General features: G+C 66.3%; 26 protein-coding genes. 19 read left to right on the top strand and 7 right to left on the bottom strand.

Annotated features, from left to right (window positions below):
* The first annotated feature begins 7 nt into the window (after positions 1-7).
* From ACK4HJ_RS19590 to nudB, 9 genes are all read left to right on the top strand, one after another.
* Entirely contained in the window at positions 8-640 is a 633-nt protein-coding gene (locus tag ACK4HJ_RS19590; RefSeq protein ID WP_409834672.1) for a hypothetical protein, read from the top strand.
* Positions 637-2,205, top strand: a complete 1,569-nt coding sequence (gene ubiB / locus ACK4HJ_RS19585) for a ubiquinone biosynthesis regulatory protein kinase UbiB (RefSeq protein ID WP_409834671.1) — start codon at positions 637-639, stop codon at positions 2,203-2,205. The genes ACK4HJ_RS19590 and ubiB overlap by 4 nt, the downstream gene beginning before the upstream one ends.
* 196 nt (positions 2,206-2,401) lie before the next feature.
* Positions 2,402-3,853, top strand: a complete 1,452-nt coding sequence (locus ACK4HJ_RS19580; protein WP_409834669.1) for a sodium:solute symporter family protein — start codon at positions 2,402-2,404, stop codon at positions 3,851-3,853.
* 141 nt (positions 3,854-3,994) lie between these two features.
* A complete protein-coding gene (locus tag ACK4HJ_RS19575) occupies positions 3,995-4,363 on the top strand; it encodes an FmdB family zinc ribbon protein (RefSeq protein ID WP_409834667.1) in 369 nt (122 codons plus the stop codon).
* 8 nt (positions 4,364-4,371) lie between these two features.
* Positions 4,372-4,992, top strand: coding sequence for a DUF502 domain-containing protein (locus tag ACK4HJ_RS19570; RefSeq protein ID WP_409834666.1), 621 nt, complete (start codon positions 4,372-4,374; stop codon positions 4,990-4,992).
* A gap of 48 nt (positions 4,993-5,040) precedes the next feature.
* Positions 5,041-6,858: an aspartate--tRNA ligase gene (gene aspS / locus ACK4HJ_RS19565; RefSeq protein ID WP_409834664.1), complete on the top strand. Its 1,818-nt coding sequence runs from the start codon at positions 5,041-5,043 to the stop codon at positions 6,856-6,858.
* A 60-nt stretch (positions 6,859-6,918) separates the two neighbouring features.
* The gene (locus ACK4HJ_RS19560; RefSeq protein ID WP_409834662.1) at positions 6,919-7,833 is read left to right on the top strand and encodes a restriction endonuclease; all 915 of its coding nucleotides are present in this window, start codon (positions 6,919-6,921) and stop codon (positions 7,831-7,833) included.
* A gap of 4 nt (positions 7,834-7,837) precedes the next feature.
* Positions 7,838-8,671 (top strand): CsgG/HfaB family protein, encoded by an 834-nt coding sequence (locus ACK4HJ_RS19555; protein WP_409834661.1) that lies wholly within the window; start codon positions 7,838-7,840, stop codon positions 8,669-8,671.
* 6 nt (positions 8,672-8,677) lie between these two features.
* A complete protein-coding gene (gene nudB, locus ACK4HJ_RS19550; RefSeq protein WP_409834660.1) occupies positions 8,678-9,157 on the top strand; it encodes a dihydroneopterin triphosphate diphosphatase in 480 nt (159 codons plus the stop codon).
* A 171-nt stretch (positions 9,158-9,328) separates the two neighbouring features.
* On the opposite strand, the gene ACK4HJ_RS19545 is transcribed toward nudB, so the two are convergent.
* Positions 9,329-11,080, bottom strand: coding sequence for a tetratricopeptide repeat protein (locus ACK4HJ_RS19545; RefSeq protein WP_409834658.1), 1,752 nt, complete (start codon positions 11,078-11,080; stop codon positions 9,329-9,331).
* Positions 11,081-11,253: 173 nt separating this feature from the next.
* Between ACK4HJ_RS19545 and ACK4HJ_RS19540 the strand changes: the two genes are divergently transcribed.
* The 8 genes from ACK4HJ_RS19540 to ACK4HJ_RS19505 all read left to right on the top strand — a co-directional run bounded on the left by ACK4HJ_RS19540 (position 11,254) and on the right by ACK4HJ_RS19505 (position 17,855).
* Entirely contained in the window at positions 11,254-11,991 is a 738-nt protein-coding gene (locus ACK4HJ_RS19540; RefSeq protein ID WP_409834657.1) for an endonuclease/exonuclease/phosphatase family protein, read from the top strand.
* Positions 11,992-12,064: 73 nt separating this feature from the next.
* Positions 12,065-13,309 carry a cardiolipin synthase ClsB gene (gene clsB / locus ACK4HJ_RS19535; RefSeq protein ID WP_409834655.1) on the top strand — a complete coding sequence of 415 codons (1,245 nt, stop codon included), beginning with the start codon at positions 12,065-12,067 and terminating at the stop codon, positions 13,307-13,309.
* A gap of 119 nt (positions 13,310-13,428) precedes the next feature.
* Complete coding sequence (gene folE, locus ACK4HJ_RS19530; RefSeq protein WP_409834653.1) at positions 13,429-14,157, top strand: GTP cyclohydrolase I; 729 nt, start codon at positions 13,429-13,431, stop codon at positions 14,155-14,157.
* Between the two features lie 16 nt (positions 14,158-14,173).
* Positions 14,174-14,596, top strand: coding sequence for a BLUF domain-containing protein (locus ACK4HJ_RS19525; protein ID WP_409834651.1), 423 nt, complete (start codon positions 14,174-14,176; stop codon positions 14,594-14,596).
* A 208-nt stretch (positions 14,597-14,804) separates the two neighbouring features.
* Positions 14,805-15,686: an EamA family transporter gene (locus ACK4HJ_RS19520; protein WP_409834649.1), complete on the top strand. Its 882-nt coding sequence runs from the start codon at positions 14,805-14,807 to the stop codon at positions 15,684-15,686.
* A gap of 173 nt (positions 15,687-15,859) precedes the next feature.
* Positions 15,860-16,747: a DUF429 domain-containing protein gene (locus tag ACK4HJ_RS19515; RefSeq protein WP_409834647.1), complete on the top strand. Its 888-nt coding sequence runs from the start codon at positions 15,860-15,862 to the stop codon at positions 16,745-16,747.
* An 85-nt stretch (positions 16,748-16,832) separates the two neighbouring features.
* Positions 16,833-17,006 carry a hypothetical protein gene (locus ACK4HJ_RS19510; protein WP_409834645.1) on the top strand — a complete coding sequence of 58 codons (174 nt, stop codon included), beginning with the start codon at positions 16,833-16,835 and terminating at the stop codon, positions 17,004-17,006.
* A gap of 177 nt (positions 17,007-17,183) precedes the next feature.
* Positions 17,184-17,855: a histidine phosphatase family protein gene (locus ACK4HJ_RS19505; protein ID WP_409834643.1), complete on the top strand. Its 672-nt coding sequence runs from the start codon at positions 17,184-17,186 to the stop codon at positions 17,853-17,855.
* An 11-nt stretch (positions 17,856-17,866) separates the two neighbouring features.
* Here the strand turns inward: ACK4HJ_RS19505 and ACK4HJ_RS19500 are convergent, their stop codons facing one another.
* Both ACK4HJ_RS19500 and ACK4HJ_RS19495 read right to left on the bottom strand, forming a co-directional pair.
* Complete coding sequence (locus ACK4HJ_RS19500; RefSeq protein ID WP_409834641.1) at positions 17,867-18,586, bottom strand: MOSC domain-containing protein; 720 nt, start codon at positions 18,584-18,586, stop codon at positions 17,867-17,869.
* A 97-nt stretch (positions 18,587-18,683) separates the two neighbouring features.
* The gene (locus ACK4HJ_RS19495) at positions 18,684-19,232 is read right to left on the bottom strand and encodes a carboxymuconolactone decarboxylase family protein (protein ID WP_409834639.1); all 549 of its coding nucleotides are present in this window, start codon (positions 19,230-19,232) and stop codon (positions 18,684-18,686) included.
* Positions 19,233-19,332: 100 nt separating this feature from the next.
* Here ACK4HJ_RS19495 and ACK4HJ_RS19490 point away from each other — a divergent pair, with 100 nt between their 5' ends.
* Together ACK4HJ_RS19490 and ACK4HJ_RS19485 are read left to right on the top strand one after the other, a co-directional pair.
* Positions 19,333-20,268, top strand: coding sequence for an AraC family transcriptional regulator (locus tag ACK4HJ_RS19490; protein WP_409834637.1), 936 nt, complete (start codon positions 19,333-19,335; stop codon positions 20,266-20,268).
* Positions 20,269-20,323: 55 nt separating this feature from the next.
* The gene (locus ACK4HJ_RS19485) at positions 20,324-20,587 is read left to right on the top strand and encodes a DUF2024 family protein (RefSeq protein WP_409834635.1); all 264 of its coding nucleotides are present in this window, start codon (positions 20,324-20,326) and stop codon (positions 20,585-20,587) included.
* 163 nt (positions 20,588-20,750) lie between these two features.
* Here the strand turns inward: ACK4HJ_RS19485 and ACK4HJ_RS19480 are convergent, their stop codons facing one another.
* The 4 genes from ACK4HJ_RS19480 to ACK4HJ_RS19465 are packed head-to-tail and all read right to left on the bottom strand — an operon-like array spanning position 20,751 to position 24,888.
* Positions 20,751-21,497, bottom strand: a complete 747-nt coding sequence (locus ACK4HJ_RS19480; RefSeq protein WP_409834633.1) for a hypothetical protein — start codon at positions 21,495-21,497, stop codon at positions 20,751-20,753.
* Between the two features lie 28 nt (positions 21,498-21,525).
* A complete protein-coding gene (locus ACK4HJ_RS19475; protein ID WP_409834631.1) occupies positions 21,526-21,909 on the bottom strand; it encodes a response regulator in 384 nt (127 codons plus the stop codon).
* A gap of 49 nt (positions 21,910-21,958) precedes the next feature.
* Positions 21,959-24,217 (bottom strand): ATP-binding protein, encoded by a 2,259-nt coding sequence (locus ACK4HJ_RS19470; RefSeq protein WP_409834629.1) that lies wholly within the window; start codon positions 24,215-24,217, stop codon positions 21,959-21,961.
* On the bottom strand, positions 24,214-24,888 hold the full coding sequence (locus ACK4HJ_RS19465) for a biliverdin-producing heme oxygenase (RefSeq protein WP_409834627.1): 675 nt from the start codon (positions 24,886-24,888) through the stop codon (positions 24,214-24,216). The genes ACK4HJ_RS19470 and ACK4HJ_RS19465 overlap by 4 nt, the downstream gene beginning before the upstream one ends.
* Between the last annotated feature and the right edge of the window lie 225 nt (positions 24,889-25,113).

Below are 25,113 nucleotides of genomic sequence, written 5' to 3'. Positions count from 1 at the left end.
GGGGACTATGGCAACACCACAGTCCCCTTTTTCCTTTCTGGACGGCCTCTTCGAGCGTGTGGCCGCCGGCCCGCAACCCCCGCAGTGGCTGGTGCATGAGGTACAGCAGCGCGTGGTGCTGTTCCTCAACCACGTGCTGATGCAGGAACCCGAGGCCATGGACCGCCTGGTGCGCCAGAAAGGCCGCATTGCCCGCGTGCAGTGGCGCGTGTATTCGATGGCCCTGGTCATCACGCCCGCAGGCCTGTTCAACCTGGCGTCCGAAGCCGCCGTGCCGGACCTGCAGCTTGAAGTGACTGAAACCTCGCCCTTCTCGCTGGCCCAATCCGCCCTGCGTGGTGACAAGCCCGCCATCCGCATTGAGGGCGACGTGCAGTTGGCTGCCGAGATCAACTGGCTGGTGGACCATGTTCGCTGGGACGTGGAAGAGGACCTCGCTCGGGTAATCGGCGACGCGCCCGCCCACACCGTGGCGCAGGTGGCGCGCCGTGCGGCGCAGGCGCTGCGGCAGTTTGTGGGAGCGCGCATGGCGCCCCGGGGGACGGAAGGCTCGGCAGGCACCGGAAGCACTCCAGGCCCGGCGCCAGCACCTGCTGCCCCCGCTGGCAGCAGCAGCCCCGACCGGTCCGGCAACCCATGAAGCAATTCCTGAGGGGCGCCACCATCCTGTGGGTGGTGTTCCGGTACGGCCTGGATGCGCTGGTGCTGGACAGCTTCCAGAAGCCCTGGCTGCGCATTGCCTCGCGCATTCTTTCCATCGGGCGCAAGCTGGATGCGCCGCGGGGGCAGCGACTGCGCGAGGCGCTGGAGCGTCTGGGTCCCATCTTCGTGAAGTTCGGCCAAGTGCTCTCCACCCGCCGCGACCTGCTGCCGCCGGACGTGGCCGATGAGCTGGCGCGCCTGCAGGACCGCGTTCCGCCCTTCCACCCTGACATTGCCATCGCCACCATCGAGCGCGCGTTCCGGCGGCCGGTGGACGAGGTGTTTGCATCGTTCGATCGCACCCCGGTGGCCAGCGCCTCGATTGCACAGGTCCACTTCGCCACGCTGCGCGATCGCAACGGCACGCTGCGCGACGTGGCCGTCAAGGTGCTGCGCCCCGGAATGCTGCCGGTCATCGAGAAAGACCTGAGCCTCATGCGCATGATGGCGGGGTGGGTGGAAAACCTCTCGGCCGACGGCAAGCGCCTCAAGCCCCGCGAGGTGGTGGCCGAGTTCGACAACTACCTGCACGACGAGCTGGACCTGGTTCGGGAGGCGGCCAATGCCGCGCAGCTGCGCCGCAACATGCAGGGGTTGGACCTGGTGCTGATCCCCGAGATCTTCTGGGATTTTTGCCACCCCGAAGTCATGGTCATGCAGCGCATGAACGGCGTGCCCATCAGCCAGATGGACCGGCTGCGCGAGGCGGGCGTGGACATCCCCAAGCTGGCCCGTGACGGCGTCACCATCTTCTTCACACAGGTATTTCGGGATGGGTTCTTCCATGCCGACATGCACCCGGGCAACATCCAGGTCAGCCTGGAGCCCGCCACGTTTGGCCGCTACATCTCGTTGGACTTCGGCATCGTGGGCACGCTCACCGAAGTGGACAAGGAATACCTGGCGCAGAACTTTGTGGCGTTCTTTCGCCGCGACTACAAGCGTGTGGCCGAGCTGCACATCGAAAGCGGCTGGGTGCCGCCAGAGACGCGCGCGAACGATCTCGAATCGGCCATCCGCGCTGTGTGCGAGCCTTACTTCGACCGTCCGCTCAAAGAGATCTCGCTGGGCATGGTGTTGATGCGCCTGTTCCAGACCTCGCGCCGCTTCCATGTCGAGATCCAGCCGCAGCTGGTGCTGCTGCAAAAGACCCTGCTCAACATCGAAGGTCTGGGCCGTGAGCTGGACCCGGACCTGGACCTGTGGAGTACCGCCAAGCCGTTCCTTGAAAAATGGATGCTGGAGCAGATGGGGCCTCAGCGCCTTTGGCGCGAGCTGCGGGCCGAGGCCCCGCACTACGCCAAGCTGATCCCCGAGCTGCCGCGCTTGATGTACGACGCGCTGCGCCAGAGACCTGCCGACCATCAGGCCCATGTGCTGCGTGAGCTGCTCGACGCCCAGAAGCGCACCAACCGCCTGCTGCAATCCATCATCTATGGCGGGGTAGGGTTTGTGCTGGGCTTGCTTGCCATGCAGCTCTTCATGCGGATACGTGTTTTCTGATCGTGTGTTCCTCGCTGCTGTGGGGGCACGAAAGTTGCCTCCATAATCCGCAGCAAACTTTGTTACGACTTTCGTAAAGAAGCGGTTACCCCTCGGCCAGCAGGGCCGCAACCGGTGCAGGAGCGTTTTGCCCGCCCGCCCGCCGGCTGCGTGCCCTGTTTTTTCACCACCACCCTTGGAGTTTCGGAGCGGCGCCATGCTGATCACGTTCATCGTTCTCTACCTGCTGGTCTCAATTGGTATCGGCCTGTATGCCGCCACCCGCGTGCACAACACGGCCGACTATGCTGTGGCCGGGCGCAGCCTCCCGCTGGCCGTGGTGATAGCCACCACGTTCGCCACCTGGTTTGGATCGGAAACGGTGCTGGGTGTCTCGGCACGGTTTGTGGACACAGGCCTGGGCTCGGTGGTTGAAGACCCGTTTGGTGCGTCGATGTGCCTGATCCTGGTGGGACTGTTCTTTGCGTACAAGCTGTACAAAAAGAACCTCATCACGCTGGGCGACTATTACCGCCAACGCTACGGGCGAGTGATCGAGGTCCTCTGCTCTGCCATCATCATGTTCAGCTACCTGGGCTGGGTCGCGGCGCAGATCACGGCCCTCGGGCTGGTTTTCAACCTGCTCACCCAGGGCGCAGTGTCCGTCACGATGGGTATGGTCATCGGCACCATCATCGTGCTGGTCTACACGCTGTACGGCGGCATGTGGTCGGTTGCCATGACCGACTTCGTGCAGATGATCGTCATCGCGTTGGGCCTGCTGGCCATCGCCTGGTACGCCTCCGACCTGGCTGGCGGAGCCGGTCGGGTGGTCGAGTACGCGGCGCGTGAGGGCAAGTTCCAGTTCTTCCCCACAGGCGGCCTCAAGGACTGGACCTTCTTCTTTGCCGCCGCCATCACCATGATGCTCGGCTCCATCCCGCAGCAGGACGTGTTCCAGCGCGTGATGTCGTCCGACAGCCCGGAGACAGCGCGCAAGGGCCCCATCATCGGCGGCGTGCTGTATCTGCTGTTTGCGTTCATCCCCATGTTCGTGGTGATGTCCGCTGTACTGATCATGCCCGAGGCTTCGCAGGAACTTTTGAAGGACGACCCGCAGAAGGTGCTGCCCACGCTGGTGATGGAGCGCATGCCGCTGGTTCTGCAGGTGGCCTTCTTTGGCGCGCTGCTGTCGGCCATCATGTCCACGGCCTCGGCCACGCTGCTGGCCCCGTCCACCACGTTTGTGGAAAACATCCTGCACAACCTGCGCCCCGGCATGACGGATGCGCAAACCCTCAAGGCCATGCGCATTTCGGTGCTGGTATTCACCGCCTGCGTGCTGACCTACGCCATCACCATGCAGGGCACCTCCATCTATGAAATGGTGTCGGGCGCCTACCAGGTGCCGCTGGTAGGTGCCTTTGTGCCGCTGGTGTTCGGCCTGTACTGGAAGCGCGCCACCACCCAGGGCGCGCTGCTGGCCGTGGCCATGGGCATTGGCGTCTGGCTGCTGTTTGTTGCCAGCCCCATGCTGTCCGAGGCCTTCCCGCAGCAGCTGGCCGGCGTGCTGGCCGCCCTGGTTGGCATGATCGGCGGCTCGCTGGCCCCGCAGTGGATCGAAGACCACAAGGGCCACGTCACCCACTACGAAGGCACGGCCGCCTGAAGTGCGGCGCCGGGGCGGGCGCGGGATTCCGGAGATCCCCGCCATGCTGGGCGTTGTTGGCGGCGCAGGTCAGGCGGCGGCTTGCCAAAGGGCAGGCCGCCTATAATTGAGGGTTTTGCAATTTCCCCTCCACACTCTGACATGCCTATCTACGCCTACAAATGCGGCTCCTGCGGCCATGCGAAGGATGTGCTGCAAAAAATCTCGGATCCCCAGCTGACGGTGTGCCCTGCGTGCGGTGCCGAAGCCTTCTCCAAGCAGGTCACCGCGGCCGGTTTCCAGCTCAAGGGCTCCGGCTGGTACGTGACGGATTTCCGCGGCGGCAGCAGCACTGGCAGCGGCAGTTCGGCCCCTGCGGCAGATGCCAAGGCCGGCGCGTCCGGCGAGAGTGCGTCCGCAGCGTCTTCTGATGCTCCTAAAAAGGAAGCTGCGAGCGCAAGCCCAGCAAGCGCTGGAGCCGTTTCTGCCTCTTCTTCCTCTTCGTCGCCATCGACATCCACATCCACTTGAAGTCCCCCATGGCCCCCCTGCGCAAATGGCTTCTGACCGGCCTCCTGGTGATCGTGCCGGGGGTGATCACCGCGTGGGTGCTGCACTGGATCGTGAGTACGCTGGACCAGACTCTGCAGATCCTGCCCGAGGCCTGGCACCCGGACCGCCTCATCGGCTTCCATGTGCCCGGCTTTGGCGTGGTGCTCACGCTGCTGATCCTGCTGGTGGTGGGGGCCATTGCCAGCAACTTTGCCGGGCGCAAGCTGGTGCAGTGGGGGGACGCCGTGGTGCACCGCATTCCGGTGGTGCGCTCCATCTATTCCAGCGTCAAGCAGGTCTCCGACACTTTGTTTTCCGAAAGCGGCAATGCTTTTCGCAAGGCGGTGCTGGTGCAGTGGCCGCGCGAGGGCGTCTGGACCGTGGCTTTTGTGACGGGCACGCCCAACGGTGAGGTGGCTGCGTACCTGCGCGACGAATTTCTGAGTGTGTATGTGCCCACCACACCCAATCCTACGGGTGGCTACTTTGTAATGGTGCGCAAGAGCGACTGCGTCGAGCTCGACATGAGCGTGGACGCCGCCCTCAAATACATTGTTTCGATGGGCGTGGTGGCCCCTCCTGACACCACGCTCGTGTCTTCCAAGTAAGTGAATCCTTTTTAACAACGCGCCACAGCGGCGCCGGAAGTTATTGCCATGGCCATGCGTTCCCACTATTGCGGTCTTGTGACCGAAGCCCTGCTGGGCCAAACCGTCACCCTGTCGGGCTGGGTGAACCGCCGCCGCGACCATGGGGGCGTGATCTTCATCGACCTGCGTGACCGCGAAGGCTACGTGCAAGTGGTCTGCGACCCCGACCGCGCCGAGATGTTCAAGACCGCCGAAGACGTGCGCAACGAGTTCTGCGTGCAGGTCAAGGGTGTGGTCCGCGCCCGTCCGGCCGGCACCACCAACGACAAGCTCAAGAGCGGCCAGATCGAAGTGTTGTGCCATGAGCTGAACGTGCTCAACCCGTCCGTCACGCCACCCTTCCAGATGGACGACGAGAACCTGTCGGAAACCACACGCCTCACGCACCGCGTGATGGACCTGCGCCGCCCGCACATGCAGCGCAACATGATGCTGCGCTACAAGACGGCCATCCAGGTGCGCAACTTCCTCGACAAGGAAGGCTTCATCGACATCGAGACGCCCATGCTGGGCAAGAGCACGCCCGAAGGCGCACGCGACTACCTGGTCCCGAGCCGCGTGCACGACGGCCAGTTCTTTGCGCTGCCCCAGTCGCCCCAGCTCTACAAGCAGATGCTGATGGTGGCCGGCTATGACCGCTACTACCAGATCACCAAGTGCTTCCGCGACGAAGACCTGCGTGCCGACCGCCAGCCGGAGTTCACGCAGATCGACTGCGAAACCTCCTTCCTGGGCGAAGAGGAAATCCGCGCCATCTTCCAGCGCATGATCGTTGAGGTGTTCCAGGAGCAGCTGGGCGTTCAGCTCGGCGAATTCCCCATCATGACCTACCAGGAAGCGGCGCACCGCTTCGGCTCCGACAAGCCCGACCTGCGTGTGAAGCTCGAATTCACCGAGCTGACCGACGTGATGAAGGACGTGGACTTCAAGGTGTTCTCCGGCGCCGCCAACATGAAGGGTGGCCGCGTGGTGGCCCTGCGCGTGCCGGGTGGATCGGCCGAAGAGGGTGGCATCAGCCGTGGCGAGATCGACGCCTATACCGAGTTCGTGAAGATTTACGGCGCCAAGGGCCTGGCCTACATCCGCGTCAACGACCTCTCCAAGGGCCGTGACGGCCTGCAGTCGCCCATCGTGAAAAACATCCACGACGCCGCGTTGGCCGAGGTGCTCAAGCGCTCCGGTGCGCAGAACGGCGATTTGATCTTCTTCGGTGCTGACAAGGAAAAGATCGTCAACGACGCTATCGGCGCGCTGCGCCTCAAAATCGGCCACAGCGAATTCGGCAAGAAGGGCGGACTGTTCGAAGACCGCTGGGCCCCGCTGTGGGTGGTGGACTTCCCCATGTTCGAGCACGACGAGGAAGAAGACCGCTGGACCGCCGTGCACCACCCCTTCACCAGCCCCAAGGACGGGCACGAAGAGTTCATGGCCACCGACCCTGGCAAGTGCATCGCCAAGGCCTATGACATGGTGCTCAACGGTTGGGAGCTGGGCGGCGGCTCGGTGCGTATCCACCGCGCCGATGTGCAGAAGAAAGTGTTCGACGCGCTCAAGATCACGCCCGAGGACGCCCAGGCCAAGTTTGGCTACCTGCTGGATGCCCTGCAGTACGGCGCGCCTCCGCACGGTGGCCTGGCCTTCGGCCTGGACCGCCTCATCACGCTGATGACCGGCGCAGAGTCGATCCGCGACGTGATCGCCTTCCCCAAGACCCAGCGCGCACAGGACCTGCTCACCCAGGCGCCTTCGCCCGTGGACGAAAAGCAGCTGCGCGAGCTGCACATCCGCTTGCGCAACCCGGACGCTGCGAAGGCCGCAGGTTAAGAAACCGGTAGGGCAAAATCAAGGGCGCCTTCGGGCGCCCTTTGTTTTTGGGAGAACTGGATGGCAGTACCGGATTTTCAGTCGCTGATGTTGCCTTTGTTGCGACTGGCAGGGGATGGTGTGGAGCACGCCTTCAAAGATGCCGTTGAGACCATTGCGGAAGAATTTCAACTAACTGCTGAAGAGCGCCAAGAACTTCTACCCAGCAGCAGCCGCACAACGCTTTTCTACAACCGACTGGCCTGGGCTAAAACGCACATGACAATGGCGGGCCTTTTGCAAGGAGCGCGCCGAGGTGTTTTTTGTATTACGCCAAGGGGGCGGGAGTTGTTGGCAAGTCGGCCCGCTCGCGTGGACCTGAAAGCCTTGCAGCAGTATCCCGAATACGAGCGGGCACGCCGTGGCGATGGGTCGGGCGCGGAAGTGCCGATACCGGTGATACCCGCCATCAGCGAGTTGACGCCCGAAGAAACCATAGACAAAGCGCATATGGCATTGCGCAATGACCTGGCGCGAGAGTTGCTGGAGACGATCAAACAATGCAGTCCCGCATTCTTTGAATTGCTGATCGTCAAGTTGATGATCCAGATGGGCTACGGGGGTAGCCGTGAAGAGGCGGGTCGGGCCGTGGGCCGCAGCGGTGATGGGGGCATCGACGGCGTCATCAACGAAGACCGTTTGGGGCTGGACGCCATCTATTTGCAGGCCAAGCGTTGGGAGGGGAGTGTGGGCCGCCCCGAAATTCAGCAGTTCGTGGGAGCGCTTGCAGGCCAGCGTGCCAACAAGGGGGTCTTCATCACCACCTCGCGCTTCACGCAAGATGCTAAGGACTATGCCGCCAGCAGTAACTACAAAGTAGTGCTGATCGACGGTGAGCGCTTGGCCGATCTCATGATTGAGCACGACCTGGGCGTGTCAGTGGCCGCCACCTACCAGCTCAAACGCATCGATACGGATTTCTTTACAGAGGAATGAACGCATGACCCGCCATCTATGGAGTGCGTTGGCTATCGCTGCGGCGTGCCTGCAACTGCTCACCGCCTGCGGCGAGAAAAAAACCGAGCTGGGCCAGGGCGGCTCCGTGGTCACCGGTTCGGCGGGCCCGCAAGGGGCGCACAACGCCGCCAAGGAGCTGCTGCGTTGCGATGCGCCCGTGGCCACGGTGGCGCTGGCCGAAAACCCGCACGGTTATACCTACGGCGCGGCCTACCAGCTTCCACCGTCACCCGTGCCGCTGGTGAAGCTGCTGGCCCAGCAAAGCGGGTGTTTCCGCGTGGTGGACCGGGGTGCGGGGCTGCGCGCCACCGTGCGCGAACAGGAGCTCAAGGAAGCTGGGGTGCTGCGCCAGCAGAAGTCCACGGTGGCCAAGGGCCGGGGCTATGAGGCGCAGTACACGCTCACCCCCAGCCTCACATTCAGCGAGCAGGACGCGGGGCGCGGGCTGGGCGGCGTGATCGCCATGATTCCGGTGCTGCGCGACATCGCGGGGCTTGCCGGAATCGTGGAGCAGGTCAAGTTCAAGGAGGCGCAGACGGCCCTTCTGTTGTCCGACAACGAAACCACCGAGCAGGTGGCGGCCGCCACCGGGGCCGCGCGCACCACTGACCTGGGTGTGGGTGGGCTGGTGCTGGGCCGGCTTGGCGGTGCCGCCGGTGCGGGCTGGAGCAATACCAACGAAGGCAAAGTCATTGCCGCTGCGTTCCTGGATGCGCACAACCAGCTGGTCGTTCAGGCCCGGGCATTGCAGGCCAAGGAGTTGCCCCCGCCAGTGCCCACCGCAGGCCCGGCCACGGCACGCACCCCGGGCGGGTAGGGCGCCATGGAGCCCGCGCTGCCGCCGCGGCCCTGGAAGATTCCGGAGTCGGTGCTGGTGGTCATCCACACCCCCGATCTGGACGTGCTGCTGATTCGCCGCACCGGCGGCGAAGGGCATTGGCAGTCCGTCACCGGCAGCAAGGACGATGTAGACGAGCCGTTCGGCGTCACCGCCCGGCGCGAGGTGTGGGAGGAGACCGGCATTGACACCGAAGCGCCAGGATGCGTGCTGACCGACTGGTATCTGGAGAACGTCTACGACATCTGGCCACAGTGGCTGCACCGCTACGCGCCGGGCGTGGTGCGCAACCGCGAGCGCGTGTTCGGGCTGCGCGTACCCTCCGACACCCCAGTGCGTCTCAGCCCGCGCGAGCATGACGCCTACCAGTGGCTGCCCTGGCAGCATGCGGCGGATGTCTGCTTTTCAGCATCCAACGCCGAGGCGTGCCTGTTGCTGCCCCGGTGGGCGCAGACGCGCGCGTAAAACCGCAGGCCGGCGCGGCCGCCATGCGCATTGCCAAGCAGCCAGTGGCAAATTATTTGAGTGAAATTGGCCGCTAGCGCTTGCTGATAAAGCGCTAAAAGCTATCAAATTTATAGCTGGCAGGCAGCGTGTCAGCGGCCCTCAGACGGCCTCAGACGGCCTCAGACGGCCTCAGACGGGTCTCAGGCGCAACTGTGCAGCGGGGTCAGGCGGATCGGTCAGGTCTGCGGCGTTGGCCAGGCTGTCCTTCGGCGGCGGCGGGATGCGTGCCGGCCCCTCGGCGGCACCACGCACCCGCAGCACCACGCCTCCGGGCCGCCGCTCGTTCTCCTGTCCCAGGATGGCGCGCGCTGGCGCGTTGCCCACGCGCTGGCGCAGCGCGTCCACATCTGCTTGCAGCGCATCGGCGGTTTCCATGCGTGCGCTGTGCCGCAGCAGCACCTGCTGCGACATGTCCACGAGCTTGGAGTTGAGCGTGCGCTCGGCTTCGCGCAGCAGGGCCCGTACGGCGCCCGCCGGGTTGCCTGCCAGGCTCTGTGCCATGGCCGCTTCGGCGGTCTTGTTGATGTGCTGCAAACAGTCGCGCACGGTGGTGGCGTAAGGCTCGTGCAGGCTGCAGGCATTGGCCATCAGCTCCGTCAGGCCACGCGTGTTGGCGTAGCGCATGCCCAAGGCGCGCACCCAGTTGTCGCCTTCGGGCAGGTCAATCGACGTGGCGGCCAGCACCGACAGCAGGCTGCCGAGGTTGCAAGCGGCTTCAAAGTCGAAACCGCTGGTGGTGATCTCGCGCGCCATGGCGCGCACCGATTCCACTGCCTGCGAAAACTGCCGCTGCTGGATCAACTGCAGGGCGCGTGCCACTTCGGTAAAGCGCTGCACGCGCGCGCTGCTGTGGTGGCGCTCCAGGATGCGCGCGAAGTCGGCCATGCAGCGCTCAATGCCTTTGCGGTCGTTTTCAGCAAAGTAGGCAAAGGCCAGCAGCACCAGCGACTGAAAGTCGAACAGCTTGGAGTCGATGCCCAGCACCGCTGCGCGCGCCAGGGTCTTGGTGGCGCCCTCGCGGTCGCCCATGTAGTACGACATCATCCCCAGCTTCTGCAGCCGCACCACCGAGTCGGGCGTGAGCCCGCTGGCGGTGCGGTACGTCTCGATGGCCTGGCTGAAGTTGCCCAGTTCCACCTGCGCGCGGCCCAGCACATCGTAGGCGTCGGCAAACGATGCGTCTTCGCCGATCAGCTCCTGCAAGGTGGTGATGGCGCGCACCGCCTGGCCCGACTCGATCTGCGCGCGGGCCACGCCCAGCTTGGCCCAGGGCAGGGCGCGGGCATCGATCACGGCCTCGAACAGCGTGCGCGCCTCGTCGTGGCGGCCCAGGCGCAGCAGCAGCTCCGAGCCAATGCGCGCCGCATACAGCCAGTAAGGCTTGCGGGACTCAAAGCGCTCCACGCACAGGCGCGCCGCGCCCTCAAAGTCTTCGGCTTCGATGGCGTCGAAGATGGGTTTGAGGTGCACCTTGCGCAGGCGCGCCAGCCCCAGCCGCTCGAACAGCGCGCTGGGCGTGAAGGGCTTGAGCAGGTAGCCGTCCAGCGCCGATTCGGCAGCCTCGGCCACGGCCGCGTACGAGGCCTCGGACGTGACCATGAAGAACACGGTAGAAAACGGCAGCAGCTGCGCGCGGCGCAGGTCGTCCAGAAGCGTCTGGCCCGAATAGCCGCCTTCGCCAAAGTACTGCTCGCACAGCACGTAGTCGAACACCGTGTGCTCCAGCCGGTTGCGCGCGTCCTGCACACGCGTGCACTGCACGATGCGGTTCACCCCGTATTCGCGCAACTGGCTGACCAGGATGCTGCGCGAGGTAGCGTTGCTGTCCACCACCAGCGCCAGGATCGGGGGCGGGGCGGAGGGTTCTTTCTCGGTGGCCATCAAAAAGTGTGGTTCGCCGCGAGTCGCCAGGGCAGCGGTCGCATGCGCGGGATTCAGTGTAACTGTGTGCAACAGCGAAAGGTTGCGGGACAAACCCGCCGTACCAGCCCGGCGGCATGGCTGGACCCCCTACCGTAACCGAGTAGACCAGGTCCTTGCGACACAATTCGGCCATGGAACACGACGACATTCTGCGGGTGGCTACCTACAACATCCACAAGGGGGTGCAAGGCATAGGGCCTGCGCGCAGGCTGGAGATACACAACCTGGGGCTGGCGGTGGAGCAGCTGGATGCCGACATCGTGTGCCTTCAGGAGGTGCGCAAGCTCCACCGGCGCGAGCAGACCTATTTCCGCGGCTGGCCCGAGCTGCCGCAGGCCGAGTTTCTGGCGCCCGAGGGCTACGAGGCCGTGTACCGCACCAACGCCATCACCAAGCACGGCGAGCACGGCAATGCCCTGCTGTCGCGCTGGCCGGTGATCGGACACCAGCATGAGGACATCTCGGACCACCGCTTTGAGCAGCGCGGGCTGCTGCACGTGGAGGTGGACGCGCACGGCCGACGCGTGCATGTGATCGTGGTGCACCTGGGACTTATCCCCGGCAGCCGGGTGCGGCAGATCGAGCGGCTGCAGCGCTTCATCGAGCGCGAGGTACCGTCCGCCGCACCGCTGGTGGTGGCGGGCGATTTCAACGACTGGGGCCAGCAGATCAAGCGCATGCTGGCGGGCTTTCTGCTTTATGAGTTCGACGCGCCACGCACCTTCACCTACCCCGCGCGCCTGCCGCTGGCGCAGCTGGACCACGTGTATGTGCGCGGCCTGGTGCCGCTGTCTTTGCATGTGCCGCGCGGTCGCATCTGGTGGCGCATGTCAGACCACCTGCCGCTGATTGCCGAGTTCAGGCTATGACGCATTCAGGGAGGGCCCCGGGTGGCCCGGCTGCATGGGCAGCGGGCGGTGCGCGGTACGGCGGAATACTGGCGTGAGAAAAAAGAAGAAGATTTCTTCCCCGTTGCGCGGGTTCGACTTCGCCGACGACCACCAGGTGCGTCTGCTGCAAGGGGCGGAGGAGCTGTTCCCCGCGCTCATCGCCGCCATGGATGCCGCGATGTCCGACATCCAGTTCGAGACCTACATCTTCGACTTCACGGGCGCGGGGACCGATGTGGCAGAGGCCCTGATGCGCGCCGCGCAGCGTGGTGTGCGCACGCAGCTGGTGGTGGACGGCGTGGGTACTGGCCCGCTGCCGGCGGTGTGGGCGCAGCGGTTTGATGCTGCCGGGGTACGCTTTCGCGTGTATTCGCCGCTGGGGCCGCTGGGCCTGTTGCTGCCGCACCGCTGGCGGCGCCTGCACCGCAAGCTCTGCGTGGTAGACGGATGCCTGCTGTTCTGCGGCGGCATCAATGTCCTGGATGATTTTCACGACCCCAACCACGGCGCGCTCGATTCGCCGCGCTTCGACTTTGCGGTGCAGGCCACGGGCAGCCTGGTGGAGACGGCCAGCGACACCATGGAGCAGCTGTGGTGGCGCATGCAGGCCGTGCGCGACGTGCGCCAGCGCCGCCTGCCGGAAGCGCTGCAGGCGCTGCGCGCAGCCAGCGCCGCCAAACACGCGGCCGAGCGCGCCGAGGCGGGCCCGCCCATGCGCGCGGCGCTGGTGCTGCGCGACAACGTGCGCCACCGCACCCGCATTGAAAAGGCCTACCTGCGCGCCATCGGCCTGGCACGGCACGAGGTCATCATCGCCAACGCCTACTTCATGCCCGGCGGCAAGCTGCGCCGCGCGCTGGTGATGGCCGCGCGCCGCGGCGTGCGCGTGCGGCTGCTGCTGCAGGGGCGCTATGAATACTTCATGCAGTACCACGCTGCGCGGCCGGTGTATGGCGCACTGCTGGAGGCAGGCGTGGAAATCCACGAATACGCGCCGAGCTTCCTGCACGCCAAGGTGGCCGTGATCGACGCACAAGGCGAGCGGCCCTGGGCCACTGTGGGCTCGTCCAACCTCGACCCATTGAGCCTGCTGCTGGCGCGCGAGGCCAATGTGGTGGTCGAAGACGCTGCCTTTGCCGCCGACCTGCGCCAGCGCCTGGTGCAGGCCATGCAGCACGCGGGCCGGCGCATGGACCCGCTGCGCTACGCCGGCCGCCCGCTGCGCCAGCGGGTGCTGGACCGCGTGGCGTTTGCCCTCATGCGCCTGGCGCTGTGGGTGACCGGAAGCCGATACTGAGGACAGGCCACAGCAGACATTGCTATATTATTGATAGCTTTTAGCGCTTGTTGCACAAGCGCTGGAGGGCAAAAACCCTTGAATTCTCCGTCGCAACGTTCACTGTTACGATTCGTGCCATGTCCAGCCAACCCGCCGCCGATATGACGCCCACCCCGCCGGATGACGAAGGCACGCCCGTCTCCGTGAAGATCCGCGAACGCCTTGCCGCCGCCCGCAAGCGTTTTCACGCCAACGACAACATCGCCGAGTTCATCCAGCCCGGCGAGCTGGAAAAGCTGCTGGACGAGGTGGAGATCAAGATGCAGGGCGTTCTCGACAGCCTGGTCATCAACACCGAGGGCGACCACAACACCAACAACACCGCGCGGCGTGTGGCCAAGATGTACCTGAACGAGGTGTTCAAGGGCCGCTACGTGGCGCAGCCCCCCATCACCGAATTTCCGAACGCCGAGCACCTCAACGAGCTGATGATCGTGGGGCCGCTCACCGTGCGCAGCGCCTGCAGCCACCACTTCTGCCCCGTCATCGGCAAGATCTGGATTGGCGTGATGCCCAATGAGCACACCAACGTGATCGGCCTTAGCAAATACGCGCGCCTGGTGGACTGGATCATGGGCCGCCCCCAGATCCAGGAAGAAGCCGTTGTGCAGCTGGCCGACCTCATCATGGAAAAGACCCAACCCGACGGCCTGGCCATCGTCATGGAAGCCAGCCACTTCTGCATGTCGTGGCGCGGCGTGCGCGACAACGACAGCCGCATGATCAATTCGGTCATGCGCGGCGTGTTCCTCAAGGACAGCGCCCTGCGCCGCGAATTTTTGTCCCTCATCCCCGGCAAGAACTGAACCGAAGGACCCGAAGATGCTTGTACGCCTGCTTTACGCCAGCCGCGCGGTGGACACCTCGCCCGAGGCCATTGAAGCCATCCTCACCCAGTCGCGCCAGCACAACCCCGGCAGCGGTATCACCGGCGTGCTGTGCTACGGCGGCGGCGTGTTCCTGCAGGCCATCGAAGGCGGGCGCTCGGCGGTGAGCGAGCTGTATGGCCACATCCAGAAGGACGCGCGCCACAAGAACGTGGAACTGCTGCACTACGAAGAGATTTCCGAACGCCGTTTTGGCGGCTGGACGATGGGTCAGGTCAACCTCAGCAAGATCAACCATTCCATCCTGCTCAAATATTCGGAGAAGCCCGAACTGGACCCGTACGCGGTGTCGGGCAAGGTGTCGTTTGCGCTGCTGGAAGAACTGATGGCCACCGCGTCCATCATCGGAAGGGCTTGAAAAGCGGGGCGCTTTGCTACTGCGCCAGCCGGTTCCGGGCCTGCTGTGCTCGCCGTACAGGAGTACGGCTGCGCGCATCGACCCAGACTAGGCTGGCTCGCTACACAAATCGCCCCACCTTTCTTCGCAGTCATCCATCACGGTTCGTAGCCGCAGCCGCCTAGAAGGCGCTGCGGCTTTTCTGTTCAGGCCGTTCTTTTTCTCGCCCGTGACCCTCACCGCCTTCGCCCTCATCATCCTCGCGGGCCTCATCCACGCCTGCTGGAACATCGTGGCCAAGAAGGCCGGGGGGGACTCGCGTTTTGCGTTCTTCACCTCGCTGCTTTTGATGCTGTTCTGGGCGCCGCTGGGCTGGTACCTGGGGCGCGACGCCGTGCCGCTGTGGGGGGCGGCGGAATGGGGCCTGGTGGTGGCCAGCGGGCTGCTGCACGTGGCGTACTTCGTCATCCTGCTGCGGGGCTACCGCGTGGCGGACCTCACGGTGGTGTACCCACTCGCACGCGGCTCGGGGCCGCTGTTGTCGTCGCTGGTGGCCATCACGCTGCTGGGCGAGCGCATCTCGGCGCTGGGAGCCCTTGGCATTGGGGGCGTGGTGGGCGGCGTGTTCCTCATCGCGGGCGGCCCCGGCCTGCTGCGTGCCGCGCACGACCCGGCGGCCCGTGCGCGGGTGCACAAAGGCATCGCCTACGGGCTGCTCACGGGGGCCTTCATCGCCAGCTACACCGTGGTGGATGGCTACGCCGTGCGGTTCCTGCTGATGTCGCCCATCCTGGTGGACTACATGGGCAACTTCGTGCGCGTGTTGCTGCTGGCTCCCGTGGTGCTGCGCGACCTGCGCACCGCGCGCACGTTGTGGCTGGCGCAATGGCGCTTTGCGCTGCTCGTGGCGGTGGTCAGCCCCGTGGCGTATGTGCTGGTGCTGTATGCGATGCAGCAGGCACCCCTGTCGCACGTGGCGCCAGCGCGCGAGGTGTCCATGCTGTTCGCCGCCCTCATCGGCGGGCACCTGCTGGGCGAAGGCGACCGTGTGGCGCGCATCTGTGGCGCACTGTGTATTGCGGCGGGTGTGACCGCTCTGGCTCTGGGATGAAGGCATGCTCCCCCTGAGTCGCTTCGCGCCTTCCCCCTCTCTTGTCTCGCTGTGCGAGCCGGGAGGGGGACGCCCCCAGCGCACTCAAGTGACGCGCCGCATACGCTGCTCGGCGGCCCTTGCGCGGGGGCGCTGGTATGGAGCGCGCCAGTGGCAAAGTGTGCGCGCAGTGGATGGCCCGGTGTCCGAAGGGAGGGTGCGTGCTCGTCGGATGTGATTTCTCCAGCAGCCCCACGCCGCGAAAGCCCATCGTGCTGGCCCACGGCCAGCGCCAGGGCGCGCGGGTGTTGCTCACCGCGCTGCAAAGCTTCGAGACGCTGGCCGCATTCGGCCAGTGGCTGGCCCAGCCCGGCGACTGGGTGGGCGGGTTCGACCTGCCTTTTGGCCTGCCGCGCGAGCTGGTGCAGGCCCTGGGCTGGCCCACCGATTGGGCTGGCTGCATGCAGCACTACCGCCGTTGCACACGCGCGCAGATCCGCGAGACCTTTGCGGCTTTCTGCAACGCGCGTCCCGTGGGGGGCAAGTTTGCGCACCGCGCTACCGACGGGCCCGCGGGCTCCAGCCCGTCCATGAAATGGGTGAACCCGCCCGTGGCTTACATGCTGCACGCTGGCGTGCCGCTGCTGCTGGACGCGGGCGTGCACCTGCCCGGCCTGCACGCAGGCGATCCGCGCCGCGTGGCGCTGGAGGCCTACCCGGGCCTGCTCGCGCGCGACGTGTTGGAGCGCCGCAGCTACAAAAGCGACGACCGCGCCAAGCAGACACCCGATCGGCTCATCGCCCGCAAGGACCTGGTCAACGCATTGGAGATGGGGCAGACACGGCTCGGGTTGCGCCTCAAGCTCAGCCACGCCCAGCGCGATGCGCTGGTCGATGACGCCAGCGGCGACCGCCTGGACGCCGTGCTGTGCCTGCTGCAGGCCGCCTGGGCCGAGCAGCGCCATACCGATGGCGGCGACACGCTCTACGGCCTGCCGCCGGGCATGGACCCGCTGGAGGGCTGGATCGTGGGCGCCGATGCCCCGGCTTTTCCGGGGATCGGCCGCGCGCCGGCTGCGTAGCATGTGGGGGATGCGCAGCGCTGCTCCCCGCCGTCTCTCGACCTCCATCTTCCGGGCAGGCCTCGCGCTTGCCCTGGCAGCTGTAATGGCTGCAGCCCAGGCCGGCCTTGCGCCTTGGTACTACTGGCGCAGCACGCTGGATGGCGCCCGCGTCTGCGCCCAGACCTCGCCAGGCACCGCCTGGGAGCGCGACAGTGCCCCCTACGAAGGCCCCGGCTGCCAGCCCCGGCGCAAGGTGCTGGTCGTGCCCATGCGCTGACAGCCCGCAACGGCCCCGACCGCCCGTCGGGTGCGCTGCACAAAATCGCTAGAAAAATCATAGCTGCCAGCGCTTTATGGATAAGCGCTAGAGGCTAATTTGATGGTAATTCTGTGTATGCATTCGATAATGGGGTGTCAGCCGCCCCATGATCCGCACCCCAAAGCCTTTTTCTGCATGACCGAACTCATCCTGATCCGCCACGGCGAAACCGACTGGAACCGCGAACTGCGCTTCCAGGGCCACGTGGACGTGCCCCTGAACGCCACCGGCCATGAGCAGGCCCGGCGCCTTGCCGAACGCCTGGCCGCCGAGCGCCCGCCAGTGGACCACCTCATCTGCAGCGACCTCATCCGCACGCGCGAGACTGCCGCGCCCAGCCTGCAGGTGTACTTTCCGCATCTGTCCGTCGACACCCTCACGGACCCCAGCCTGCGCGAGCAGAGCTTCGGCATCGTGGACGGCCTGCGCGTGGACGACATCAAGGTGGACCACGCCGACGCCTGGGAGCGTTGGCTGCGCTTTGAAGCCGACTACGCCATGCCCGGTGGCGAAACCACGCGCCAGTTCCACGCCCGCGTCATGGACGCCGTGCGCCGCATCGCCCAGCAGCACCCTGGCCAGAAGGTGATGGTGGTCACCCACGGCGGTGTGCTCGACATGGTGTGGCGCACCGCGCGCGGCACGGGCCTGGATGGCCCCCGCCAGAGCGACATCCCCAATGCGGGCCTCAATCGCGTGCGCGTGGACGGCGACACGGTGGAGGTGCTGGACTGGGCCGACGTGCGCCACCTGGCCGACCTGCCCGCGCAGCCGGTGTACGACCAGAAGAAGCTGGTGGTGCGGTAGGGGTCGCACGGTTATCTGCCTTCAGTCTTTGCGCCCTGCAGTCGCGCGGTCCAGTCCTCCGCAAGCCCCTGTTCCAGCCGCCGCGCGAACAGCTTGTGCCATGAGGGCGGCAGAGGCAGGTCGAGCACTGCGCCGAGTACGTCGGGGTTGCACTCGCGGTCGCGGATCAGCGCCAGCAGACGCTGCACCGTCCAGCCGGGGTGGGGGCGCTCCAGCAGTTCCAGTGCATCGCCGGCCTGTACTACACCGCCCTGCAGCGTGCGGCAGTACCAGCCTGCGCGCAGTGACTTCTGCACGCGTGTGGCCATGTCCGGCACGCCAAAACGCAGGTTGAGCTTCCAGCAGGGCTGGCGGCCCTGTGTGACTTGCAGCACGGCCGTGCCCGCGCGCCAGTGGTCTCCGATGCACACGCCAGCCTCGTCCACGCAGGTGACGGCCAGGTTCTCACCAAACGCGCCGGGGGCCTGCAGCAACGGCTGGGGTAGCCCCGTGGCGACCTCTAGCTCCTGCTGCCACTGGGCGTAGTGCGCCCAGGCATACACGTGCACGGCCTTGTCGGGGCCGCCGTGCACGCGCAGGTCGGCCTGCGCGTCGCCGGCCAGGCCCAGCGGGCCGATAGCGACGGGCTGCGCCACCGGACGTTTGGCAATGGCGCTGGTGGCGCCGGCAGGCCCGAGCGGCGCCACCGGGCCAGCCAGCACCTGCAGGATGTGGGGAGTGGAAGAGGACATGCGGCTACCGATGGGAAAGCAAGAACACGGTGTGGCGTGAATTGTGGATGCGGGGGCGGGAGCCGGCCGCGCTCTGCGGACGGCCCCGCACCCTCCATCACGCCGCCGGGCGCAGCTTCACGGCCGGAAAGTCCACCGGTACGTCGAACGCCACGTTCACGTAGTTGGTGAACAAGTTCAGCGCCACGTGGGCCAGGATTTCGACCACGGCTTCGTCGCTGAAGCCGGCGTCGCGCAGGCGCTGCACTTCGCTGGCGTCCACCGTCCCGCGCTGCTCCACCACCTGCAGCGCAAAGCGCAGGGCGGCCTGGGTGGCGGGGTCGCTGGCGTGGCCCACTTGGGCGGCGGCCATCTCGTCGGCGCTGGCGCCGGCCTTGCGGCCCAGGGCCGTGTGGGCGGCCAGGCAGTATTCGCATGCGTTGCGATTGGCCACTGCCACGGCGATCTGCTCGCCCAACTTGGCCCCCAAGGTGGTGCTGGCGCCCAGCGCGCCAAAGGCGGCCCACATGCTTTGCAGTGCGGCGGGCGAGTTGGCTACGGCGCGGAACATGTTGGGCGTGGCACCGAAGGCCCCGTGGATCTGGTTCAGCAGCGCCTGGCGCTCGGGGGTGGTGTGGGCACGGTCGATGAGGGGAACGCGGTTCATACAGATAACTCCTGGTGTCCAAAGTGATGAGGACTCCAGTGTGTGCCCGCGCGGTGTATTATTGGATTCATTAAGTCCAAAAAACAATACAATTCGTCCAATGTCTCCAGATGCGCCCGCCCATGCAACCCGTGTCCCTGGCGATGGCGTGGACCGCCTTTCGGCGCTGTTGGAGCGCTTTCGGGTGCGCGCGCACCTGTTCCACGCAGGGCCGCTGTGTGGCGTCACGCACTTTGCGGCGCAGCCGGGGCGGGCTTTTTTGCATGTGCTGCGGCGCGGGGACATGTGGGTCACGCACAAACCCAAGAGCGGCGCGCTGCGCAAGCTGCGGCTGACCGAGCCCACGCTGCTGTTCTACCCCCGGCCGCTGGACCACGACTTTCACAACGCCCCGGTGGACGGCAGCGATTTCGTTTGCGCCACGCTGGACTTCGACGGCGGCGTGCGGCACCCGCTGGTGCAGGCGCTGCCCTCGGTGCTGGCGCTTCCGGTGGAGCGGGTGCAGGGCATTGGGCAGACCTTGGAATTGCTGTTTGAAGAGACCGAGCGCGTGCGATGCGGTCAGCGCCTGCTGGCCGACCGGCTGTTTGAAGTGCTGCTCTTGCAGATGCTGCGCTGGCTGCTCGACCACCCGGCCGAAGGCGGTGTGCAGGCCGGCGTGCTGGCCGGGCTGGCGCACCCCAAGCTGGCGCGGGCGCTGACGGCCCTGCATGAACAGCCGGGCGTCGCGTGGTCGCTGGACACCTTGGCGCGCGCGGCAGGCATGTCGCGCAGTGCGTTTGCAGCAGAGTTCAAGGCGGCCGTGGGCACGCCGCCCGGCGACTACCTGCTGCGCTGGCGCGTGTCGATCGCGCAGTCCCAGTTGCGTGGCGGCGCTTCGGTCAAGGCGGTCAGCGACGCGCTGGGCTACGCCAGCCCCGCCGCCTTCAGCCGGGCGTTCACCCAGGTGGTGGGCGTGTCGCCACGGGGCTGGCTCAAGGCCGAGAGCGACGGGCGGCCGGAGGACGAGCGGGCAGATGCTGTGGACGATCTGTGATGTTTTGGCGGGTCAATCGGCCAATACTGCATGCTTCACAGATCAGGAAATCACCATGCACATTGCCGTGTTCGACACCCATGCCACGCGCCCCGACGGACGCGTGATGCACTTCGACATCCTCGTCCCCGAGGCTGATAAACACACCGACCGCGTGCTCGACTTCGGCCGCACCTACCTGGCCGCCAAGGGCCTGCCGGCCGATGCGCTGCGAGCACAAGAGTGCTGCTTCTGCCACATGGAGTATGCCTCCGGGCCCGTGGTGCAGGCCATCGAGGACGACGGCTTCGCGATCGTGGAGCTGCGGAACTGCGACTGATGCCAGATGCCAGCCGGGCGGCTGGCATTCTATTGAATTCGCTATCTAAATGATAGCTGCCAGCGCTTGCTGGTTAAGCGCTAGAGTCCAAAAAAACTTCAAAAATCTGCAGGCAGGGGCGTTGTGCGGGCCTGCCGAACTGCCTGCGCCAAGGCTGGAGAGACTACCTGCCGGCCGTCAGTGGTGCGAGGCGCACGGTGCGCTCCGACACGTCAGCATCAAACTGTGCGCTGCGGGCCAGCTGCGCCACGGCGGCGGCATCCAGCGCCAAGCCCTCCAGGGCCTGCGGTGTGACCTGCAACGTGTCGGGCATGTCGCGGTCACCGTGGGCGCTGACCTGGATGCCGGTGGTGCCCAGGGGCTCCACCACGATGCGGGCAGGGGCCGGTGCGCCGCCGCTGCTGCTGTTGCTGCCATCTGCTTCGGCCAGGTGGTAGATGGCGGCCAGCACGGCGTACAGCAGCGTGTGCGGGGCCTGGTGGCTGCCGCCCTGCCACTGCGCCGCGTCTTCCTGCACCGGTGGCACCTCGATGCCCTGCACCATCAACATGGGGCGGGCCAGGGCGGCGGCTTCCAGCGCGATGGCTTGCAGTGGCTGGCGCTCACGCACCTGCGGGTCCCACTGGCGCAGGCGCCGGATGTGGGCAGACAGTTCGGTCAACTGCTGCTCCAGCTGCTCCACGCGGGCCACGGCGTCGGCCGGGTTCATGTCGGCGCGCTGCAGGTGGCGCTTGAGCAGCGTGGTGCCCATGCGCATCACGGACAGAGGGCTGCTCAGGTCATGCCGCAGCACGGGCATGGCGCGCAGCAGCACGGCGTGCTGCAGGCCGGCGTGGGTGATTGAAGGGCTGGGGTGCGAATCCATGGCGTGTACGGCAATCAGGGGAGGCAGGGCGGTGAAGGGTTGCAAGGTGTGAGGGCTGGCTGCGCGCCGCCGGCTACGACGGCGTGCTCCAGCGCGCAATCAGGGCGTCCAGCGCGTCGAAGTCGATGGGTTTGCCCAGCACGTGGTCAAACCCTGGCCATTGTGCGTCGCCCGGATTGCGGCTGTGGCTGACCGCACCGGTCACGGCCACGGCGATTGCGCGGGGAGCGCCATGGCTGGCCTGCAGGGCCTGCAGCTCCGGCAGCAGGTTGGCGCCGGTGGTGTCGGGCAGGTGCTGGTCCAGCATCAGGACCTGGACAGGTTGCTGGCGGATGAGCGCAGAAGCCTCTTGGCCCGTGCTGGCGGTGCGCACCACGTGGCCTTCCATGGACAGCAGTTCCTGCAGCAGTTCGGTGGCTTCTTGGTTGTCGTCGACGACAAGGATGTGCAGGGGCATGGTGGCAGGGATGCAAGGACGAGCGAGTGCGCGTGGAAGGGTTGAGGAGCTACTCGGCCGGCCCAGGCGCAGCACCCGCGCGCTGGAGCCGCACCTGGAACACCACGTGGGGCGTGTCGTAGACATAGCCGATGGTGCCCCCGTGGCCCTTGGTGATTTCGCTGGCAATGTACAGGCCCAGACCCAGCCCGGTGCGGTTGCGTGTGTTGCCCATCGACGTGGCCTTGAACGCCGCAAACATCTGGTCTGCCACCTCGTCGGCAATCGGCGCGGCGACGTTGCGCACTTCGATGCAGACGCGGTTGTCATCAGCGGCATCGCCGTCCACCAGACGGATCTCGACGGGGTGGCCTGGCTCGCCATGGTGGCGTGCATTGCTGATCAGGTTGGAGAACACCTGCGCCATGCGGTCCGGGTCCACCCGCGCAGGGTAGGTGGCGGGCAGGTCGCTCACAAGCTGGGTGTGCGGGTGCGCGGTGCGCGCCTCGTCCATGAGGTCGTTGAGCAGCTGCACCAGGTCTACCTCGCGCGGCTGCAGGTCCAGCCCCAGGCGGCTTTGAAGGCGCGACATGTCCATCACCTGGCTGACCAGGCGCTGCATGCGCCCGCTGGAGGACTGGATGCGCTGGCCCAGCCGGCCGGCCTGGCTGCTGCCGGCATTCCCGCTGTCGGCGCTAGTGCTCTTTTCGAGCATGCGCGCGGCCATGCTGATGGAATGCAGCGGGTCGCGCAGGTCGTGGCCGAGCATGGCCATGAGCTGGTTGCGCGCGGTGTTCAGCTCGGCAGAGCGGGCGTTCTGCGTACGGCGCAGCTCGTCCAGCAGCTGCTGGGCCGAGTCCAGGTCATCGGTGCTCCAGTGTTCCGCCCTGAAGCGCACGGTCTCCTTCCACAGCTCGAACGAGCCACGGGGCGTGAGGCGCGGGCCCAGCGGGCCAGGGCGGATTTCTTTTTCAGGCTTGCCGCCCCAATGGATGGTTTCAAGCTGCTCCTTGCGCAGGAAGACCAGCCAGCTGCCCCGGTTCGGATCCAGCGGCAGTGCCAGCACGCCACACCAGGGCATAAGGGTGGGGGCCAACTCGGGGGCGGCGTCGGGCAGGGTGTGCGTGGCAAATACGGCATCGCCCGCCTGGGTGGCGTGCAGCCAGTCCAGCAGAGTGCGGGCGGTGGCCTCGGGCATGTCGCCCTCGACACACAGCTTGCTTTGCTCGGACACGACCACGGCATCGGCTCGCAGCGAAGCGGCGAGCGCTTTGGCATGCGTGCACAGCGCCGCAAATTCGTCGTCGGAGTGCAGCACGTTCTCCATGATGCGGGTGCGCAGGGCCGCCATCTCCAGTTGCCGCTCGGCCAGCCTGCGCGACAGCACCGCCTGGATGCTGGCGCCCAGAATCTGCGCGATGACATCGCAGGCCATGCGCACGCTGTAGGGCACCTGGCGCGGCGCCATGTGGTGGCAGGCGATGAGGCCCCAGAGCGTGTTGTGGATGACGATGGAAATGCTCATCGACGCACCGACGCCCATGTTGCCGAGGTATTCGATGTGGATGGGCGACACGCTGCGCAGGATGCTGGCGCTCAGGTCCAGCGGCGGCTCGCCGCCGCCCTGCAGCAGGGGCACGGTGGGCGCCTGCACGTCGGCAATCAGCCGCAGCGTGTTGGCCAAATAAAGGGCGCGTGCTTGGGCTGGGATGTCGCTGGCCGGGTAGCGGCGCCCCAGGTAGGGGTCCAGAAAATCCGCGTGCGCCTCGCCCACCACTTCACCGCTGTGGTCGTGGCGGAATCGGTAGGCCATGACGCGGTCAAACCCCGTGAGGGCGCGCAGCTCCTGCGTAGCCAGTTGCAGCAGTTCATTGATGTCCGCGCGGGGGCGGCGCAGCTTTTCCATGGCGCGGTGGGCGCGCACTGCAAAGTGGGCAATATCGCCTTCGGACGCATGGCGCAGCTCGAACTCGATGACGAGCAGGCCGTGCGACACGTGCATCACCACGTCGAACGCGTGCCCGTTTCCGGCCCACTCGGCGGGCATGGGCAGCTCGGCCTGTCCGGCCAGCGCGGCCAGGCCGTCGGTCACCAGTTCGCGCAGGGGCGCATCTTTGGCCACCAGGCCGCTGTTGCGCAGGTCGTGCGCCAGAGGGGCCGCATGGCCCAGCAGCGCGGCAAAGTTGCTGCTGACGTAGCGCACGGTGCCTGCCGCATCCAAGGCCACCAGGGCTCCATGCGACTGGATCGCCCCCGGGATGTGTATGGGTTCGCGGTCGCAGTTCTCCAGATTGGTGGGCGGCAGCGGGGGGCGGGTTCCGTGGCTCATCGCGACAGCCCCCCGGTGAGCCCGAACTCGTCTACCAAGCCGTTGAAGGCGGCAAGCGCGCCGTCGCACGCGGCGGTGATGGCATCGGGCGACGTCACATGGTCGCGCAGCAAGCCCACAAAACACTTCCATCGCTCGGACGTGCCGCCCGCATGCCCCTGCAGGTAGCGCAGCGGGTGGGGTGCCAATGCATCTGCAAGGCGGGAATGCAGCACCAGACCGCCCAGCTGCGAACCTTCCACCACATAGGCCAGCCCCCAGCGCGCGGCGCTGGCGTGGCCGTTATGGTGTGCTTGGTGCAGTGCGGCCTGCACACGCAGGCGCGTGGCAGTGCTGGGCGCGGGCCAGGCTGGCGCCGTGGACGGCGCTGCGGAGGGCATCAGCGTGGCGATGTCGTGCAAATCCTGGTGCAGGTGGGCAAGCCGGCGCGCGGGCGCGGCGTCGAACGCTGGCACTTCGGCCTGCAGCGCGCACAGAGGCTCGTCCAGCGCCTGCAGCCAAGCGGCCAGCCCGCGCACGTGGGCGGCATAGTCCGTCAGGGTAGCCGCAGGCTGGGCGATGGCGAGGCGGGAGTCCAGCAGGGAGTGGGTGGCCTGGGTGGCCTGCCGCAAGGGGTGCAGAGGGTCTGCGAAGGCGGGGGAAAGGGGGTGTGCAGCGTCACTGAGGGCCACGGGCGAAATCCATCGACTGAGGTGCGCCCCGTTGTAGTGCGCTGGCAAAGATTCTAGCGAATACCGCAGTTCTTCACCGGGAGTTACACACCGCAGGCAAGGGCATGCCCTGTTGCGAGAAGAGGGTTCCTAGTCCACTGAATCCGAGAAATCGGCGGTGCGTGAGGGTCTGGCAAAGCCGCAATCTAGGCGCCGGGCGCAGCCGGGTTGTACACCCGGCGAGCA

The organism is Acidovorax sp. (assembly GCF_046294525.1).
In the GTDB taxonomy this organism is placed as follows: domain Bacteria; phylum Pseudomonadota; class Gammaproteobacteria; order Burkholderiales; family Burkholderiaceae_C; genus Acidovorax.
The sequence above is the reverse complement of the archived record's forward strand: the minus strand, read 5'-3'. Positions and strand labels throughout refer to the sequence as shown.